This window comes from Pseudomonadales bacterium, assembly GCA_013215025.1.
Classification (GTDB): Bacteria; Pseudomonadota; Gammaproteobacteria; order Pseudomonadales; family DT-91; genus DT-91.
In genome coordinates, this window is sequence record JABSRR010000042.1 from 1 (window position 1) to 12,631 (window position 12,631).

General features: G+C 45.4%; 11 protein-coding genes. 9 read left to right on the forward strand and 2 right to left on the reverse strand.

The annotated features are described in order from the left end of the window. Positions 1-286: 286 nt before the first annotated feature. The 7 genes from HRU21_04860 (at position 287) to HRU21_04890 (ending at position 8,932) form a co-directional block, all read left to right on the forward strand. The gene (locus tag HRU21_04860) at positions 287-3,130 is read left to right on the forward strand and encodes a response regulator (protein NRA41623.1); all 2,844 of its coding nucleotides are present in this window, start codon (positions 287-289) and stop codon (positions 3,128-3,130) included. Beyond that, on the forward strand, positions 3,131-4,384 hold the full coding sequence (locus tag HRU21_04865) for an FAD-dependent oxidoreductase (GenBank protein ID NRA41624.1): 1,254 nt from the start codon (positions 3,131-3,133) through the stop codon (positions 4,382-4,384). It begins immediately after the preceding gene. Beyond that, positions 4,381-5,190 (forward strand): aldo/keto reductase, encoded by an 810-nt coding sequence (locus tag HRU21_04870; GenBank protein ID NRA41625.1) that lies wholly within the window; start codon positions 4,381-4,383, stop codon positions 5,188-5,190. The genes HRU21_04865 and HRU21_04870 overlap by 4 nt, the downstream gene beginning before the upstream one ends. A 27-nt stretch (positions 5,191-5,217) precedes the next feature. Then, positions 5,218-5,754, forward strand: coding sequence for an HAD family hydrolase (locus tag HRU21_04875; GenBank protein NRA41626.1), 537 nt, complete (start codon positions 5,218-5,220; stop codon positions 5,752-5,754). Between the two features lie 82 nt (positions 5,755-5,836). Next, positions 5,837-6,403, forward strand: coding sequence for a D-sedoheptulose 7-phosphate isomerase (locus HRU21_04880; GenBank protein ID NRA41627.1), 567 nt, complete (start codon positions 5,837-5,839; stop codon positions 6,401-6,403). Positions 6,404-6,423: 20 nt separating this feature from the next. Then, the gene (hldE, locus tag HRU21_04885) at positions 6,424-7,866 is read left to right on the forward strand and encodes a bifunctional D-glycero-beta-D-manno-heptose-7-phosphate kinase/D-glycero-beta-D-manno-heptose 1-phosphate adenylyltransferase HldE (GenBank protein ID NRA41628.1); all 1,443 of its coding nucleotides are present in this window, start codon (positions 6,424-6,426) and stop codon (positions 7,864-7,866) included. A 103-nt stretch (positions 7,867-7,969) separates the two neighbouring features. Then, on the forward strand, positions 7,970-8,932 hold the full coding sequence (locus HRU21_04890; protein ID NRA41629.1) for an alpha/beta hydrolase: 963 nt from the start codon (positions 7,970-7,972) through the stop codon (positions 8,930-8,932). A gap of 51 nt (positions 8,933-8,983) precedes the next feature. On the opposite strand, the gene HRU21_04895 is transcribed toward HRU21_04890, so the two are convergent. Next, a complete protein-coding gene (locus HRU21_04895; GenBank protein NRA41630.1) occupies positions 8,984-9,916 on the reverse strand; it encodes a VOC family protein in 933 nt (310 codons plus the stop codon). A gap of 127 nt (positions 9,917-10,043) precedes the next feature. Here HRU21_04895 and rrtA point away from each other — a divergent pair, with 127 nt between their 5' ends. Further along, positions 10,044-10,637, forward strand: coding sequence for a rhombosortase (gene rrtA / locus HRU21_04900; GenBank protein ID NRA41631.1), 594 nt, complete (start codon positions 10,044-10,046; stop codon positions 10,635-10,637). A 229-nt stretch (positions 10,638-10,866) separates the two neighbouring features. Then, positions 10,867-11,814, forward strand: coding sequence for a hypothetical protein (locus tag HRU21_04905; GenBank protein NRA41632.1), 948 nt, complete (start codon positions 10,867-10,869; stop codon positions 11,812-11,814). On the opposite strand, the gene HRU21_04910 is transcribed toward HRU21_04905, so the two are convergent. Then, a partial coding sequence (locus HRU21_04910) for an AbgT family transporter (protein NRA41633.1) occupies positions 11,811-12,631 on the reverse strand: 821 nt, incomplete at its 5' end. The two genes, HRU21_04905 and HRU21_04910, sit on opposite strands and share 4 nt — an antisense overlap.

Consider the following 12,631-nt stretch of genomic DNA (forward strand, 5'->3'; position numbering starts at 1 on the left):
CGAATCAGCTTGCGGTTCTCTTCTGCCAAACCCCCTATTTTTATGTCAATCTTTGCTGCTGTTCATGAGCAGCTTGGTCAGCATAGCCAGCTTAATTCATCATGCCAGTCTTGCTCTAAATTTTGCTAAACATCCGTTGATAAATTTTATGCATCGAATTGTGTCACCGCTTTTTTTTATTAACAGCGCCATAAAAAAGTTTAGGCGAGGTAAAAGGTCCAGCGCCGACATAGCTGAATTAGTCAATCGAGGCTTAAGCCTCTGCGTGCTCGTATTAGCTGTTAGCATGGTCAAACCAGCGCTTGCGGCTGACAATGTCAACGCTAGCCTTTCCATACAACAACTTAAGCAGGCTGAGTTTTTGGATAACAAAGCACTTGATCAGTTAAGCTTCACTGATTTAGCGCGCCTTGACAATGCAGATTGGCAAGCCATCCCTGGCAATTTAGTATTCTTAAACAGCGATAGCCATTTTAGTTATTTAAAAGTGACGCTAAGCAACACCTCACCCCATATCAGCGAATATTTTCTCGAACTTGCCAGCAACACACTGGATGGCGCCAGCGCCTATCTCTTTGACACTAACAGTCAAACTATTCGGCCCTATTTTCAGCAAGCTGGTAACGCCTATCGTTTTAATGACCGCCCCATCAATTATCGTCATATAGTCTACCCAATGCCGATCGATGAAGGGCAGTCTCTGACCTTATTGATTAAGTTAGAACATCGCTTTGACAGCAAGCTAGCGCTCAACAGTTGGAGTGAAACAGGCTTTGTCAACAAATTAAACCGGGAGTTAATTTTCTTTGGCATGATCTATGGCACTTTGCTAATGATCATTATCTATAACTTATTTATCTATTTACGCTTACGCGAAAAAAATCATTTGCTGTTTTTCATGTTTGGCGGCCTTTCAGGGCTTTTTATCTCTTTGCACGAGGGGCATTTTGCACAATTTATTGCTGCAGATGCAGACTGGTCAAAAAGCCTATTACTGGGTTTTATTTGCGCGTTTATGAGCTTTAGCTTTACGTTTTTTGCCAATTATTTTTTAGATCTAGAAAAACATTCATTGTTTTTATATCGCGGTTTATTAATTGCTGGCTCTGCCTGCGCAGCATTCTTTATTTTGCTAGGCTTCAGTGAGCAAAACCTTATTTTCTCTAATCTGAGCTTAATTATCATTTTAGCGCTCTATTCAGCCGCAATCTGGGCCGGCATTCGCATCTGGCATCGTGGGATTACCTCAGCCGGCTTTTTCTCTCTGGCAATGTTTTTGTCTTCATTTGGTTTATTCTTAGAGTACGCCTCTCAACTGCAGTTCACCAACTATCTGCCGGCCACTTTCAGTTTTTCAACCCTTGGCTATACCGCGATGCTTTTTGTGTTTGCATTCGCACTCGCCGATAAGATGCGCTTATTACAACAAGACAAATTAGACGCTAGCCTAAAGCTGATAAAATTAACCGAAGAGAAAGCTCAAAACAGTTTAGAGATTTATAAATCTCGCTTATCTGAAGTTGAATTAGAAAAAGAGAAGCAGGCAGCTAAACTGCAGCTGCAGGCGAAAAGCGAATTTTTATCCTTGGTGAGTCATGAAATTCGCACGCCTATGAATAGCCTTATGGGTATGAGCGAATTATTACGTGATACCGAGCTTAGCGAAAAGCAAAGTAGCTATGTAGACTCTATAAGCCATTCATCTAACGCCTTATTAAATGTGATAAACGATATTCTCGACTTCTCACAATTTGAATCTGGCAAAATGGAGCTTGAATCTCGATTATTCAATCTTGAAAAAACTATTGATGAATGCGTCAATATTTTTTCATTATTAAATACCCAACAAGACATAAACTTTATTGCCGCGGTATCACCGGACACTCCCATACAGCTAAAAGGCGATGCTGAAAAAATTAAACAGATATGCCTAAGCCTTCTAAACCAAACGCTAAACCAAACCGTCGAAACGATTCATCTAAGCATCAAACCGACTGGNAAGCATTCTGTCAACAGTACTGAAATNGGNTTNACCATNGATGTTTTTGGNCCTCACGTTGAGCATGCATTTTTCACTGAATGGCTGTCTGATCTTAATCAACAAAGCGACATCTTATTAGCATTAAGCGTTAGTAAACAATTAATTGAATTAATGAATGGTGAACTAACGATAGAGCAATGTGAAATTGCTAATCCAGAAGTCGTCGATAGTGAAGATAAAGATCAAGACACTCATTTTACGCGCATTATGTTCACCACTCGTTTACTGCTACCGCACAGTAATGAGGGCTTACAAACCATCGACCGTAAGGCCCTGCTAAAAGACAGAAAGCTCTTAATCTGTCATAGCGATAAAATGCTTAGCGACACGCTGCTGCAATTAAGTAATGCCTGGGGTATGCGCTCAATTAGCACAAACGACCCAGCAACCTTGTCTGAGATATTAAGCGCCGAAGCAAAACCCTTTCACTTAGCCTTTATTGAGCACGGCCTGTATTCTAAGGAGTTACAAGCTGTCTTTAGACAGGCGGACAAGCAACATGATCACAACACCGCCATTACCTTAGTCGCGAGCAAAAATTTCTCAATGGCGAAGCAAGAGATGGCTGATCAAGGCATTCGTAATATTTTCAACCTGCCCTTTACCACTGGCCTTTTCTATCAAAGCATTTTAACTAATCTAGGCATAGAGTCTCAGCAAACCATTATCCAAACTGAACAATTACGCGTTTTAATCGCTGAAGATAATGCCGTAAATTTAATGGTGCTCGAAGGCATATTAAAAAAACAGGGCGTCAGTGCTGTTAGCTGTGTGAATGGCCAACAGGCTATCGATGCCTATAAACACACTACGCCCTATATCGACTTAATTTTTATGGATTGTGAAATGCCAGAACTTGATGGCTTTCAGGCCTGCATGGCGATTCGACAGTTCGAATCACAATTTGAAGATCGGCTTCCATGCACCGTGATAGGTTTATCGGCACACACCTCTGCCGATGCCAAGATGAAGGCAAAGTCATCGGGCATGGACGACTTTTTGAGCAAGCCCATCAAGCCTGAGGACATTGAGCAGATTATATTTCAACAGCTGCAACAACAGCCACCGGCGCAAGACGAGATCGCATAAATGACCCATGCTGCGGCTGACCTAGTAATCATTGGTGGAGGCATAGCTGGGCTATGGACCCTTGCGCTGGCGCGCGCATCCGGCATCGAGGCGATATTACTTGAAGCTGAGGCACTTGGCAGCGGGCAAACCATTTGCTCTCAGGGCATTATTCACGGCGGTTCAAAATACGCATTACAGGGCAAAATTACCGGCGCCACCAACGCTATCGCGAATATGCCTGAGATATGGTCTAAGGCCTTATCAGGCAAAGGGCCAGTAAAGCTATCAAAAACTCAGCAGTTAGCGGATCATCAATATTTGATCCCCAGCAATAGTATCGATGGCAAAGTGCTATCGTTCTTTGGCTCAAAGTCGATGGCATCGTTCTCACAGCGGGTAAAAGCCGATAAGTTACCTGCGGCCATGCAGCAGCTGTCGATTCGCCAATCATGTTTTAAGCTTTATGAGCCAGTTTTAGCCGTTGATAGCATGCTGAAGGATTTTCAGCAGCAGTTTGCTGACTATATTTATCGCTATCGTTTAACGGCTGACGCGGTACAAATATCAGATAGCGGCGTGAGGATTCAACTGCAACAGGATCAAACATCCGTCACACTAAACACTAAACTATTGCTTAACTGCGCCGGCGAAGGCTTTTCTCAACTGCAGACGTTGATGCCAGACCAGGCGATGCAGTTACGCCCCTTGCATATGCTCAGTGTAAAAAACACCCAGCAGTCATTGCCGCAACTTTATGGCCACTTTATTGGTCGATCAAGCAAGCCCTTGTTGACGGTCACCTCGCACCCCGGCCCCGATGGCATAAGCTGGTATCTTGGCGGCAATATTGCTGAGCAAGGGGTTGAATTATCGCACCAGCAACAAGTGACAGCCTGTAAAAGCTTGCTCAGTCAGCTATTACCCGCGCTAGATCAATCTCATTTAAGTTTTCAAAGTATTAAGATTCAGCGAGCCGAGCCTGCTCAAACTGGTCTCGTTCGACCCGATGATGCTTACTTGAATATTAGCGGGCGCTTAATGACAGCTTGGCCTACCAAGCTGGCGCTAGCACCTCGCTTAGCCGAAAAAGTCATGGAGACTATCAGCACATTAGCACCCGCCTTAGACTCAGCTAGTGCAAAGGATGTAGGCACTGCGGCTGAAGCCAATATAGACCTTGAGCAATTACCGCTGCCACGGCCCGACTGCGCTGACTACCCATGGCTAGATATAGCTGACAAACAAGCAGCCTTGCCAAGAGTAAATCCATGACCAATATACCCAAGCACCGCGTCTCTGCAACCGAATGCACACTCAGTGCCTTAAGCTTAGGCACAGTAAAATTTGGCCGCAATCAATCGGTAAAATATCCCAGTGGCTTCGATTTACCGAGCGATCAAGCCTTGTCCGACTTACTGAGTCAATGCCGTGATCTCGGCATCACCAGCTTAGATACTGCACCCGCCTACGGTATTGCCGAGCAGCGCTTGGGCAAATTACTCAAAGGCCAGCGTAAAGACTTCGAAATCATCTCGAAAGCGGGTGAACACTATCATAGCCAAAGCCAGCAATCCGCTTACGATTTCTCGGCCAAAGCCTTGAATCAACAGCTAGAGCAGAGCTTAAGAACTTTGCAAACCGACTATCTCGACTGCTGGCTACTGCATTCAAATGGCGAGGATATGCAAAATCTCAGCGATGAAGTGATACACTGCATGCAACAAGCCAAACAGGCTGGCAAGGTCTTATCCGTTGGCCTATCGGGTAAAACGGTTGCGGGTGGCAAATATGCCTTAACGCACCTCGACACCATTATGATGACTGCCAGCTTAAACTATCACGATGAGGATGAGCTGTTTGAGCAAGCCAGCGCAAACGATAAACAGGTGGTGCTCAAAAAAATATTCGACTCAGGCTGGATGATGCAAACAGAATCAGATGCCGAGAAGCAGCGCTTGCTCACAGAAAGCTTTGCCTATTTGTTTGCCAAACCTGCGGTTGCATCGGCCGTGATTGGCACCATTAACCCCCATCATCTTCAACAAAACGTGCAAGCTTTTAACAATAGCCAAGGCTAAATTAGCGCATCTACCCACAACCGTTTTATGTATTCAAAACCCTGCTTATTTCTAGACCGCGACGGCATTATCAATCACGATATTGGCTATGCCAGCAAACCCGAGCAAATCCAGTTTATTCCTGGCATTTTCAGCCTGTGTCGTTTTTTTCAACGCCATGGGTATGTGATTATTATTGTCACTAACCAGTCTGGGATCGCGCGAGGCTATTACAGTGTTGAACAGTTTCAACAGCTAAGCGCCTGGATGTCGGCTCAGTTTTTAATTCGCGGCGTGCGCATCAGCGACACATTTTTCTGCCCGCATCACCCCAGCATCACAGGCCCTTGCAGCTGCCGTAAACCAGCACCCGGCATGCTTTTGCAGGCAATAGAACAGTATCGCATCAACCCTTCGCAAAGTATTATGATTGGCGACAAAGAATCTGATATGCAGGCAGGGCTTAACGCCGGCATTGGCTGCAATATCCGCATTGACAAAGATCATGTACAATACCGTGATCACAGCGTCGCCGACATCACCCTAAAGCGTGTCGCGCAGATTAGAGCGCTGTTTACTAACTGACGCAGCGCATCCATTCTAGCGCGATGATTAAATGAGGCATCGCAGCAAAATCGCAGCAGATAAGCTTAAGCTAAACTATATGATGAAACACTATATCTCTTCCCATATCGAGCAAAGCATTGCCGCAAAACAGGCGATTCTGGCAGATAGCACCCTAATCGATAATATCGCCGCAGCCGCGTTGCGCTGTAAAGATTGTCTAGCGGCTGGCGGTAAGATTTTAATTGCTGGTAACGGCGGCAGCGCTGCAGATGCGCAACATATTGCCGCAGAGCTTGTCGGCCGCTTTGAAAAAGAACGCCCCTCGATGGCATCTCTGGCCCTTACCACTGACACCTCTGCATTAACCGCCATCGCTAACGATTACGGTTATGACCAGGTATTTTCGCGCCAGCTTGAAGGCTTGGGCCAAACCGGCGATGTATTTATTGGCATCACCACCTCTGGAAACTCCGCCAATATTCTAAACGCTATTGACGTTTGTAAGACAAAAGGCATCACCAGCATCGGCTTAACCGGTAAACAAGGTGGCAAGCTTGCAGCGGCTGCTGACATAAGCCTATGCGTACCAGACCCGCGCACCGCGATTATTCAAGAAAGCCATATCATGATTGGCCATATGCTATGCGCCTTAATTGAGCTAGATTAACATAGAGCAAAATCAACGCTATGTCTGAACCCACCTCAAACCAAGAGCCAACGCCACTGGATTTTCGCGGCGCTAAAGTTTTAGTCGCTGGCGACATTATGATCGACCAATACTGGATCGGCGACACCTCACGTATTTCTCCCGAGGCACCGGTGCCGGTATTAAAAGTTGAGTCGCAAGAGCACCGCCTTGGCGGCGCTGCCAATGCCGCAGTTAACTGCGTCAGCCTTGGCGCCACGGCAACGCTAGCAGGCATTCACGCCGACGACGCAGCAGGCAAGATATACCAAGATTTATGTCAACAACACCGCATTTCCATGCTCAGCACTTGCTGCCAGAGCGGCCAAACCATCACTAAGCTGCGCATGATCAGTAATGGTCAACAGCTGATGCGCACAGACTTCGAGCAAGATTTCTCGACTGCCGCACAACAGTCTGCGTGTGACAATATTATTGCCGCTATTGCACAACATGATGTAGTTGTTATTTCTGACTATAACAAAGGCACGCTGACAGATTGCCAGCGCATCATAGAAGCAGCTAACGCACAAAATAAGCCGGTCATTGTCGACCCCAAAGGACAGAGTTTTCATCAATACTCAGGCGCATTTTTATTAACCCCAAACATGCTTGAATTTGAAACGGTGATGGGGCCCTGCAGCAGCGAGCAAGACTTATTTACCAAAGCCGCGCAGATGATACAGCAGTTATCGCTGCAGGCACTGCTGATTACGCGCTCAGAAAAAGGCATGACATTGTTTTTAGCCGACGGTAGCCACCAACATTTTAACGCCGAGGCGAGAGAAGTATTTGATGTTACCGGCGCCGGCGACACGGTGATTGCCACACTGGCAACCGCTATGGCGGCTGGCATGCCGTTATCCGACAGCGTAGCCCTAGCGAATACCGCGGCCAGTCTGGTTGTGGGTAAAATGGGCACCAGCAGCATCACGCCATTAGAGCTCAATCATGCACTTTCTAAACCTCAACTAAAGCCAGGCATTATCAATCTGGCAACCTTAGCTGAGGCGGTGAAATTTGAGCAAGGCTTAGGCAAAACAATAACCTTTACCAATGGCTGCTTTGATATTTTACACGCCGGTCATGTGCAATATTTGCAAGAAGCCAAGCAGCTCGGTGATCGGCTAATTGTAGCACTGAACAGTGATGCATCGGTAAAACGCCTGAAAGGCCAAGAGCGCCCCATTAACACATTGGAAGACCGCATGGCCGTATTAAGCAGTCTTGAAGCCGTAGACTGGGTGATCAGCTTCGATGAGGATACGCCAGAATCTTTGCTGCATGCATTACAGCCGGATATTCTAGTCAAAGGCGGTGACTACGATATTGAAGGCGTTGTTGGTGCCGATATCGTGATCGGCAACGGTGGCCGCGTCGCCGTACTCTCGCTGCAAGAAGGCATTTCTACCACGCGCATTATTGACAGCATCAAATCGCAGTAATTGAACCAATGTTTGTTGCGATACTCTAATAAGTACTTTTTTTGACAGAGTCATTATTCACAAAGACTTTATTCACATAGTGTTTATTAACAGAGTGTTTCGCATGTCTATCAGTTTTCGAGCACAGGCTTATTTAGCTTTCAGCGCGGGTCTTAAGCGCTTGTTTAGCACTGACGACCCGCACACATTAGTGGCCCGTTTACGCAAGGCAACCTCTATTAAAGCCTTTGCAGCGGTGCCCAAGGGCACGCAAGTAAAGCGCTGCAAAATCAACGGGGTAAACTGTGAATGGATTATTCCGGCCAAGTGCATTCAGAGCAAGCGGGTATTGCTGTATTTTCATGGCGGCGGCTATATTGCCGGCTCGCTAGACTCTCACCGCGACCTGGTTTATCGCTTAGCAGCAAACCTTGAAGCAAAAGCCGTCAGCGTCGATTATCGCTTAGCACCAGAGTATGCATTCCCCGCGCCCTATGATGATGCGTTTAATGTCTATACCGGCTTGCTTAGCCAGGGGGTTCGAGGCGACGAGATTATCATAGCCGGTGATTCAGCGGGGGCTCATCTCAGCATGATGCTAACGCGCAAAGTGCTCGACAGCAAGCTGCCAAAACCCGCTGCTATGATGCTATTCTCGCCATTTGGCGACTGCTCTAACAGTTTACCCAGCCGAGAAAAGCATGCAGATTTAGAAGGCGTAATGCCGTTATCAGCGCTAAAACTCTGCGTAGAGATGATATTGCCGGCCGCCGTTGACCCGCTCGACCCGATGTTTTCACCGATCCGACTGTCGTTTAATGGCTTTCCACCCTGCTTTATTAACGCCGGTCAGCAGGAAATTCTTAGCGACGATGCGATCGAGATTTATCGCGCCATGCAGCGAGACGGCGTTGAGGCTGAGCTGAAACTGTATCCGATGATGCCGCATGCCTTTATTGTTAGCGGCAAGCTCTTTCCCGAGGGCAAACAGGCGCAGACTGAGGCATGCAGCTGGATTAGGTCGAAACTCGACACACTGATAAATAAGGTAAAAGCGGAAGAAACGCGCACAAAAAAGGCAGCATAATCGCTGCCTTTTTAATGCCCAGCTTATTAAAAGCTGAATGTGCCGGCTAAACTAGCCTTGCCACTTATGGCCCCAGATTGAGGCTTCGGTATTATGCGTGGTTTGCCAGTCTTCACCAACTTGCATACCCTCATAACCGAACTCAAGCGCGAAATTACCCGGGGTTAGCATATAGAACGACTTCATTTCATCGTTAATGTGCTCACCCAGAGACGAAACAATCATAATTTGACGCTCATTGACGCGATCTAAACAGCTACCCACTTCACGAATAGAGCCTACTTCAGCCATTAAATGTACACAGCCAGGGGCTTTTGACTCAGGGTTTGGATGCGGCACTTCAGCGGTTGGGCCACCCCAGCTCCATAGCGCTAAGCTGTGATGACGTGGATTACAGTGCATAAAATAGATTTTACCCATGCCTGCATCGCCGCCCATATCGGTGATATCGGTATCTTTAAAGCCTAACTGCTGATAAAACGCATGACAGCCCTCAAAATCAGTAGGTGCATGCAGTACAACATGACCCAGACCCATATCGCTGCCGTCATCGGCTGTTACGATGAATTTTTCAACATCTAAGGGTGATTCAAAACCCACTGAATCTTCAATATCCGACCAGTAAAACTCTAATTGATTGCCTGATGGGTCGGCAGAACGCGCCAATGCTTTTACGGCACGCGCTGATAAGGTGTCTGCATCGCTAATCACTTCAACCGGCGCATCGAGTGTTTTGAGCGTTGCTAGCACAGCATCAAAACCTTCCGCAGAGCCACAATCAAAGCCTGCAAGTTGCAAGAAGTCGGCAGGACCTTCAACAATTTGATAGCGAAACGGACGAGCGTCATCCATTTTCAAATAAACTGAGCCATTGTCAGGCATTGAAGTCGACTTCATGAAACCGCACACATTGGTGCCATAGTCTTCCCATTTTGCTAAATCTGTAGATGAAACTACTACATAACCTAGATTTTTAACGCTCATTAGGTTCTCCTTTACGGGTCGTCATTGTGAATTCGCCATCAGGGCGCTGCAGATTGGAACTGAGCCAGCGTAGCAAAAAAACCCTGCACAGCTTAGAATGTTAAGCTTTATTATTCGGGGATGCATAATGAATCAGCTTGTTGCTAAAATCAAGCCAGAAAGTCTAGCGCTATTATGCATCGCCGCTGCCATTATTGTGATTTGCAGTGGCATTCAATATTTTCAATTAAATAGCCTCATGCAGCTGCAAATTGCTGCGACCTTAGAGGGCCAATACTGGCGCATTTTTACCGCGCATTTAAGCCATTTGAATACCCAGCACTTGGTAATGAATATGCTTGGCATGAGCTTATGCCTGCTTATTTTTGGACGGGACCTGCACGTCAAGCACTGGCTGATTAACTTTTGTATTGCGGCCTTTGTATCAAGCTCTGCTTTATTACTGATTTACCCAGCCAGCTATACTTATGTAGGATTTTCTGACATCTTACATAGTTGGATCATGCTTGGCGCTTTTGCTATGGCCTGCAAAGATCGCTGGCTTGGGCTATCTGTTATCGGCTTAATGCTAGCGAAAGTCATACTAGAACAACTCGATGTGTTTGTAATGACACAATCTGGGGTTAACAGCGCTAACATATCCACTGAATCACATTTTTTTGGCACATTAACCGGCATGGTTTACGGCATAATATATGTGTTAATAGCTAAAAAAACCTAATTTTTTAATAATCTAGAATGACAATTCAATATTGAATTGATATCTTTTAAACAATAATAATTATCTCGAAATCCGCTTGGATGCACTCGCGTATACTGCGCTGCTGTTATTGTAGTTATTTTAGCTACTGATATTTTGCTGAAATAATAAGCAATATGCTTCGCAGTATGAAACATTTGGTCATATTTAAAAATTATCGACCAAGCCACGATTAATGTAGACGATAATTATGCGCCGTTTTTTATCTGCTTCTTTTTTATTAATTCCTTTTCAATCAGTATTTGCTTATCTATCGATAAATATTAAAAATTTTGCTATCAAGTCGCTATCTTTTATCTGCCTTGCATCTGCATTCAACTTGTTAGCTGCCTGCACACAATCACCCACTAACAATCTCAGTGCAAGTCAAACTGGCGAAGCGGTCAACGGAGCTTTCACTAGGCATACCAATAAGGCCATCAATGGCACGATTGATGGCCGTGAGATAAACCAAGACCTGCATGAAATTTTAGATCAAAAACCGGTTTTTCTTGCCGAGACAAATCGTCTGAACGATACCAAACAGCGCAATCGCCAGCAGCTAGAAAAATTAGCAGAGATTAAATCGCAAATGGATAATAATGCCCTCACGCGAACGGCATTTAATCGTCAGCAGCAGCTCGACATTAATAAAAGCTTAAGCAAATTGTTAAAATATAGCCCTGAGGCTGAGTTCAGCGCCATCAATAGCCAGCGTGTTTATCTGCAAGCGATTAATTTGTATCAGTGTAATTCACGATTAATTGCTGAAACACGCAGCCAAAACCCAAATGCTAAACAGTTGCCGCCGCTGATTCAGTTAAATAAAGAGATTGAAAATATCAAACTGAATATATATGACTTCTCAGCGTCTGAATTTAAAGCCTGGTCAAAGATCTATCAAATTGAGATAAGCCTCGATGCATTAGACCAATTTTGGAGTGATATGCAGGTTAACAAAAACAGTATGTTTTACGTAACTGAGCACTTAGCCGAGCAGCAGAAGATAATCAATTATTGTTTTTATGTTCAGCGCAGTATCGATAAAGATATTCAAGATATTTTATTCAGCTATGAAGGCCTGGCCGAATATAATAAGGCCTTAAAGAAATTACGCGGTTTTTATAAGCGCAGCAATTTTTTAGCCGTTAATCGTTAATGCGAAAAAAACAAGGCTGCCCCTGGCCCCACCGGTATCTGGAACAAGAACACCCACACAATAAAGAACAGCGTCCACAGGCACAAAAAAGCCACTGAATATGGCAGCATCATCGCAATCATGGTGCCAATGCCAATATTATGTCGGTACTTATCAGCTACGGCGATAATTAAACCAAAGTAACTCATCATCGGGGTAATCATATTGGTAGCGGAATCGCCAATTCGGTAGGCCGCTTGTATAACTTCGGGTGAGTAACCCACTAACATCAGCATCGGCACAAAGATCGGTGCAGTGATCGCCCATTGTGCTGAGGCACTGCCCAGCATCAAGTTGATCAATGCACAAATCAGGATAAAACAGCCAAACAGTAAAGGCCCGGTCAGGCCTAAGCCTTGAAGAAACTCTGCCCCTAATACTGCACTGATAGCGCCTAAATTTGTCCATTTGAAATAGGCAACAAACTGTGCGGCAAAAAACACCAACACTAAAAATGCACTCATGGTAGTCATGGAATAGGGCATTGCCTCAACCACCGCATTATTATTGCGCATAGTGCCAACAACACGGCCATAGACAATGCCCGTTAGCGCAAAAAATAAAAAGATAAATGCTACGATAGATTGTAAAAAGGGTGAACCAGCCAGCTTGCCGGTGTCAGGGTTAAGTAAAATACCATTTGCTGGCACAACCGTGAATGCAAGGCCAATAAAAAATAAAAGTGCCGCCAATCCAGCTGCTTTAAGCCCTTTATTTTCTTGCTCGGTCAACTGCTGATTCGATAGTTCTGCCTGTATAGCTACTTGCTGCTCTTTCG

Excerpts from the sequence above, each read along its gene's own strand:
- HRU21_04880 (NRA41627.1), top strand. The coding sequence starts at position 5,837 with ATGAAACACTATATCTCTTCCCATATCGAGCAAAGCATTGCCGCAAAA.
- HRU21_04875 (NRA41626.1), top strand. The coding sequence starts at position 5,218 with ATGTATTCAAAACCCTGCTTATTTCTAGACCGCGACGGCATTATCAAT.
- hldE (NRA41628.1), top strand. The coding sequence starts at position 6,424 with ATGTCTGAACCCACCTCAAACCAAGAGCCAACGCCACTGGATTTTCGC.
- HRU21_04865 (NRA41624.1), top strand. The coding sequence starts at position 3,131 with ATGACCCATGCTGCGGCTGACCTAGTAATCATTGGTGGAGGCATAGCT.
- HRU21_04890 (NRA41629.1), top strand. The coding sequence starts at position 7,970 with ATGTCTATCAGTTTTCGAGCACAGGCTTATTTAGCTTTCAGCGCGGGT.
- HRU21_04905 (NRA41632.1), top strand. The coding sequence starts at position 10,867 with ATGCGCCGTTTTTTATCTGCTTCTTTTTTATTAATTCCTTTTCAATCA.
- HRU21_04895 (NRA41630.1), bottom strand. The coding sequence starts at position 9,916 with ATGAGCGTTAAAAATCTAGGTTATGTAGTAGTTTCATCTACAGATTTA.
- rrtA (NRA41631.1), top strand. The coding sequence starts at position 10,044 with ATGAATCAGCTTGTTGCTAAAATCAAGCCAGAAAGTCTAGCGCTATTA.
- HRU21_04870 (NRA41625.1), top strand. The coding sequence starts at position 4,381 with ATGACCAATATACCCAAGCACCGCGTCTCTGCAACCGAATGCACACTC.